The organism is Streptomyces thermocarboxydovorans (genome assembly GCF_039524635.1).
GTDB lineage: Bacteria > Actinomycetota > Actinomycetes > Streptomycetales > Streptomycetaceae > Streptomyces > Streptomyces thermocarboxydovorans.
In genome coordinates this window covers 1-4,860 of the sequence record NZ_BAAAGU010000021.1, presented here as the reverse complement: position 1 = coordinate 4,860, position 4,860 = coordinate 1, and the positions used below count along the sequence as shown (strand labels likewise).

Genomic DNA, 4,860 nt, shown 5'->3' with positions numbered 1-4,860 from the left:
GTCCAGGGCAGCCCGGCCGACATCGGTGGCTACTACAAGCCGGACCCGGCCAAGGCCTCCGCGGTCATGCGCCCGTCCGCCACCTGGAACGAGGCCCTGGCCTCGCTGGCCTGACGCCGCCGCCAGGCAGCACACAGGCAGTCACCGGGCGCCCCGTCTCCGTCCCGGCGGAGACGGGGCGCCCGTCTTTTCCGGCTGCGTTCCGCTCCGGTCTTCTTTCCGGCTGCGTTCCGCTCCGGTCTTCCATCTGCCGGCTGCGTTCCGCTCCTGTCTTCCATCTGCGTTCCCCTCCGGCGCTGTCAGTGGCATGTGGCACGGTGATCTTCTGCTGCAGCACCCACCACGACCTGGAGCGGCCGTATGACCGATGTCCCGCAGTCCTTCGCGTTGCTTCCCGGCGCCGGCGACTCGCCCGTGATCCTTCATGTGCCGCACTCGGCGCGGGAGATACCGGACGAGGTCAGGGCCGGGATCGTGCTGGACGACGCGGAGCTGGAGCGGGAGCTGGACCACATCACCGATGCGCACACCGCCCGGATCGCCGAGGAGGCCGCGAGCGCGGCCGGCCTCAAGCCCTGGCGGTTCGAGAACCGGCTGTCCCGGCTGGTGGTCGACCCCGAGCGGTTCCCGGACGAGCGGGAGGAGATGCTGGCGGCCGGGATGGGGGCGGTGTACACGCGGACCACGCACAAGGGCGTGCTGCGGGACGAGGGCTTCGACCCCGAGCCGCTGATAGAGCGCTGGTTCCGGCCCTACGCCGAGGCCATGACGGAGGCGGTCGCCGGCCGGCTCGCCGCCACCGGCCGTGCGGTGATCATCGATGTGCACTCCTACCCGAGCGCACCGCTCCCCTACGAGCTGCACGGCGACGGGCCGCGCCCCGCCGTCTGCCTGGGCACCGATTCCTTCCACACGCCGCCCGCGCTGCTCGACGCCGCGCGGCGGGCCTTCGCGCCCTGCGGGGAGACGGGCCTGGACAGCCCGTTCGCGGGGACCTATGTGCCGCTGGAGTTCTACCGCAAGCGGCCGGAGGTAACGGCGCTGATGGTGGAGCTGCGCCGGGACATCTACATGACCGAGCCGGGCGGCCCCGCCGGTGCGGGCCTGGGCAGGCTCGCCTCGGCCCTGGCCGAGCTGGTGGACGCGGTCTCGCGCTGATCACCGGGCTGACGCGGGCACGGCTCAGGCCCGCAGCCACTCCGTGGTGATCACGTCCGACCCGGTGCGCAGGCGGAGCGCGAAGGGGCCGGAGGGCGGGCGGTCGGCCGTGAAGCGGCCCATCTCGTCGACCGTCACCGGGGTGCCCGGCTGCGGTCCGCTGAGCACCTCGACGCCGGCCGGGCCGGGCGGCAGCAACTGGCCCAGCAGCCCTTCGGCGGTCACCTCCACGTCCACGGTGACCTCGCCCGCGGTGAAGGTGAGCATCCGGGGCGCGTCCGTCACGCCCCGGACCGGCAGCGCGTCGACCAGTGAGTCGAAGGTCAGCTCCGCCACCCGGGCCTCGAGGTCGTGCAGGGCGTAGGCGTCCACCGCGATCTGCAGCAGCTCCGGCGGCATCGGGTCCAGGACCGCGGCGGCCTGCCGCAGCTCCTCCTCCAGCGCCGTCGTCTCGCCGCCGTCCGGTCCCCCGTCGCCGAGGCCGTCGCCGCTGAACTCGCCGCTGAGTTCCTCGTCGTCGAATCCGTCGCCGTTGAGTGCGTCGTCCATGCCGTTCACGCTGTCCCCCGTGACTCGAGCCGGGCCCGTAACCGGCGCAGGCAGCGCTGGCGCAGGGGTCCGATGCTGCCCACCGCGATACCGAGCGCGGCGGACACCTCCTGATAGCTGGGCGGCGGGGAGGCGATCAGCACCCGGAGCAACTGGCGGCACCGATCGCCCAGTTCCTCGAACTCCTGCCACAGCCGCCGCACCCGCTCGTTCTGCGCGGCCGCCTCCTCCTGCTCCAGCAGCGACTGTTCGGGAACGCCTTCCTCGCTCACCCGGTCCAGCAGCAGCGGATCGTCGGTCAGCGTCAGCCGCCGCTGGTTCCGGATCACCTTCAGGCACTCGTGCCGTGCCGTGCGGGCCAGCCAAGCGCCCGCCTTGTCCGGTTCCCTGAGCCGGCCCAGATGCTGGGCGAAGCGGAACCAGACGGTCTGACTGACCTCGTGCGCGTCCGCGTCGGAGAGCCGATGGGCGCGCACCACCGACCAGACCAGGGGGCCCAGCCCCTCCACGATCGCCTTCCAGGCCGCCGCGTCCCCGTCGGCGGCGGACTGGACCAACGCGCCGACATCAGTACGGTCCACGGTCCCACCCCTCGTGTACGACACGTCATCGTACGCCGCGGAGGGGAGCGTTCCGGTCCTCATGGGCGGGCGGACGGTTGCACGACCGGCGCAGGCCGCCAGGCCGGCGGCAGCAGCGCGGGGACATGGGCGCCGCGGACCTCGGCGAACTCGGTGACCGCGTCCAGCAGTTGCCGCCGGGCCTTGCGCGGGTCGGTCTCCGCCTGCGCGGTCATGTGCGCCGCGATCAGGCCGGCCGCGACCGGAGTCGCGAAGGAGGTGCCGCTCCACTGCGCCAGCCCCTCGAACATCACCTGGTCCGGCTTGGCCGAGCCGTTCTCCTCGCTCAGCACGCCGGTGTGCCGCGGGTGCCGGCAGGTGCAGGCGTAGGAGAAGCCGTAGCGGCACTCCTCGTAGGTGGAGTGCTGGTACACGTACGGCACGGGGGTGTCGAATCCGGTGAGCGCGCTGGTGAGACGCTCGCCGGGCGCGTACACCCGCACCCAGGGGCCGTGGTTGGTGAAGCAGGCGCCGTACTCGCCGTCGCCGCGCAGCGCGCCCACCGACAGCACGGCGTTCTCGTAGCCGGGCAGGGTGGCGTAGGCGGCGGGCCAGAACGGCATGGCGCTGGCGTTGTTGCCGGCGGCGGCGACCAGCAGGGTGTGCCGCTGGCGCAGCTCCTCCATGAACGCGTCGACGCCGAGCAGTCCGTCGGTGCGGCCGTTGGAGGTGCCGGCCGAGAGGCTGATGATGTCGGGCCAGCCGTCCCGGTCGACGGCCTCGAAGAGCTTCTCGCCGAACTCGGACTCCAGGACGGCGCCGGCGTCGTTGAGCGTGTTGCGCACCGTGATGTCGGTGTTGGGGGCGACGGCGGCGACGAGTCCGGCGATGAACGTGCCGTGGCCGCAGTACTGCCGCAGCACGCCGTCCTCGTCGCACTCCTGGACCTGGGCGTCGCCGCGGGCGTGGGCGAGCGGCGGGTAGGAGCGGTAGTCGTGCATCAGCCCGGTGTCGATCACCAGCACGCCGACGGCGCTGTCCGGGTCGTGGAGGCCCTCCGCGGGGGCCGGGTTGGGCTGTTCGGAGGCGGGGACGGGCACCGGCTCGTCGCCGGGGCAGGCGTTGACGGCGATGTGCACCACGTGGTTGCGGCTGACCAGCCGGCGTCCGGCCCGGCCCTCGGTCGCGGTGAGCGCCCGCAGAGCGTTCGCGACCGCCGGGTCGCCGCTGCCGTCGCCCTCCCCCGGGTCGGCGACCCGGATCCGGGTGATGCCGGAGCGGTTGGTCTCCGGGCTCACCCGCTCCACCCGGTCGGCGGAGAGTCCCGCGAACGTGGCGAAGTGCTGCCGCACGGTGTCCTCGACGATGCGGGCGTCCTCGCCTTCGCGGGCGAGCACGACGCCCTTCTCGTAGAGGAACTGGCCCGCGTCGTCGGGGCCGATCGCCAGGGGGACGTCGGGCATCGAGCGCTGGATCTGGGCGAACTGCTCGCGGAATCGCTGTGGTGCCATGAGATGTCCTCCGCAGGGGCGACAGCGGCATGACGGCCGCCGGGCTTGTCGTCAATCAGAGCCACCGGACGGCCTTTTGATACAACTTGATACAACGTCGAATCTGTGGGCCGCGGTTGCGGAGCACTACCATCCGTGGGGTGACTGCGGGAGACGACTCGGTGCAGGAACTGCTGCCGATGGTGTTCGCCGCGCCCCAGGAGGCCCTGGCCGGGGCCCGCCGGGTGCTGGCCGGGCGCCCCGCACCGCTGCACGCCTCCGTCGCCCACCAGGTCATCGGCATCTGGCAGCGGGACTTCGGCGATCTGCGGCTGGCGCTGCGGCATCTGCGCCGGGCCCGTGGCTTCGCGGCGCGCGCCGGCTCCGCCGAGCGGGAGGCGGACGTCCTCGCCACCCTGGGGGTCGCGCTGGTGCACGCGGGGCGCACCCGGCAGGGCATGGACGCCCTCGGCCGGGGTGTGGAGCGCGGCACCGGGCACACCCGGGCGCGGGTGCTGTTCCGGCGGGCGTACTCCTGGTGGGTGCTGGGGCATCACAAGGAGGCCCTGGAGGACGTGCGGCGGGCGATTCCCGTGCTGCGCCAGGCCGGTGACGTGATCTGGACGGCGCGGGCGCTGACCCTGCGGGCGACGGTGCATCTGGCGCTGGGCGCGGTGGACCGGGCGGACGCCGACTTCACCGCGGCCGAGGCGCTGTGGGACACCACGGGCCAGGAGCACGACAAGGCGGACGCGGTCGAGAGCCGGGGCCTCGCGGCGTTCCGCGCGGGTGACGTCCCGGCCGCGCTGCGGCTGCTCGACGAGGCGGAGGAGCGCTACGCGAAGCTCGGCACGCCGACGTTCATGCTGAGCATCCGGCGCTGCGAGGTGCTGATGGCGGCCGGTCTCGCCGCCGAGGCGCTGGCGGAGGCGGACGCCGCGATCAAGGTGCTGGACGAGATCGGCGGCCAGTCCACCCGCAAGGCGGAGCTGCTGCTGGCCGCGGCGCGGGCGGCCCGGCTGGCCGGCGACCCGCACACCGCGACGGCCCGCGCGGGACTCGCCGTGCGGCTGTTCGCCCGGCAGCACCGCGCCTGGTGGGAG

6 protein-coding genes are annotated in these 4,860 nt (G+C 73.5%); 3 read left to right on the top strand and 3 right to left on the bottom strand.

What is annotated here, in order from left to right; all coding sequences use genetic code 11:
- Nucleotides 1-114: NADP-dependent isocitrate dehydrogenase (locus tag ABD198_RS30695; RefSeq protein WP_425580465.1), on the top strand; the 114-nt coding region annotated here is incomplete at its 5' end.
- 246 nt (nucleotides 115-360) lie between these two features.
- On the top strand, nucleotides 361-1,158 hold the full coding sequence (locus ABD198_RS11915; protein WP_344000172.1) for an N-formylglutamate amidohydrolase: 798 nt from the start codon (nucleotides 361-363) through the stop codon (nucleotides 1,156-1,158).
- Between the two features lie 24 nt (nucleotides 1,159-1,182).
- Here ABD198_RS11915 and ABD198_RS11910 read toward each other — a convergent pair whose 3' ends face one another.
- Genes ABD198_RS11910 through ABD198_RS11900 form a run of 3 tightly spaced genes read right to left on the bottom strand, consistent with a single transcriptional unit; the run spans nucleotide 1,183 to nucleotide 3,778 of the window.
- Nucleotides 1,183-1,707: a hypothetical protein gene (locus ABD198_RS11910; RefSeq protein WP_344000170.1), complete on the bottom strand. Its 525-nt coding sequence runs from the start codon at nucleotides 1,705-1,707 to the stop codon at nucleotides 1,183-1,185.
- 5 nt (nucleotides 1,708-1,712) lie between these two features.
- A complete protein-coding gene (locus ABD198_RS11905; protein WP_344000168.1) occupies nucleotides 1,713-2,288 on the bottom strand; it encodes an RNA polymerase sigma factor in 576 nt (191 codons plus the stop codon).
- 59 nt (nucleotides 2,289-2,347) lie between these two features.
- Nucleotides 2,348-3,778, bottom strand: a complete 1,431-nt coding sequence (locus ABD198_RS11900) for a S8/S53 family peptidase (RefSeq protein WP_344000166.1) — start codon at nucleotides 3,776-3,778, stop codon at nucleotides 2,348-2,350.
- A gap of 179 nt (nucleotides 3,779-3,957) precedes the next feature.
- Between ABD198_RS11900 and ABD198_RS11895 the strand changes: the two genes are divergently transcribed.
- On the top strand, nucleotides 3,958-4,860 hold a 903-nt coding region (locus tag ABD198_RS11895; protein WP_344000302.1), incomplete at its 3' end, for a tetratricopeptide repeat protein.

Excerpts from the sequence above, each read along its gene's own strand:
- ABD198_RS11915 (WP_344000172.1), top strand. The coding sequence starts at position 361 with ATGACCGATGTCCCGCAGTCCTTCGCGTTGCTTCCCGGCGCCGGCGAC.
- ABD198_RS11910 (WP_344000170.1), bottom strand. The coding sequence starts at position 1,707 with ATGGACGACGCACTCAACGGCGACGGATTCGACGACGAGGAACTCAGC.
- ABD198_RS11900 (WP_344000166.1), bottom strand. The coding sequence starts at position 3,778 with ATGGCACCACAGCGATTCCGCGAGCAGTTCGCCCAGATCCAGCGCTCG.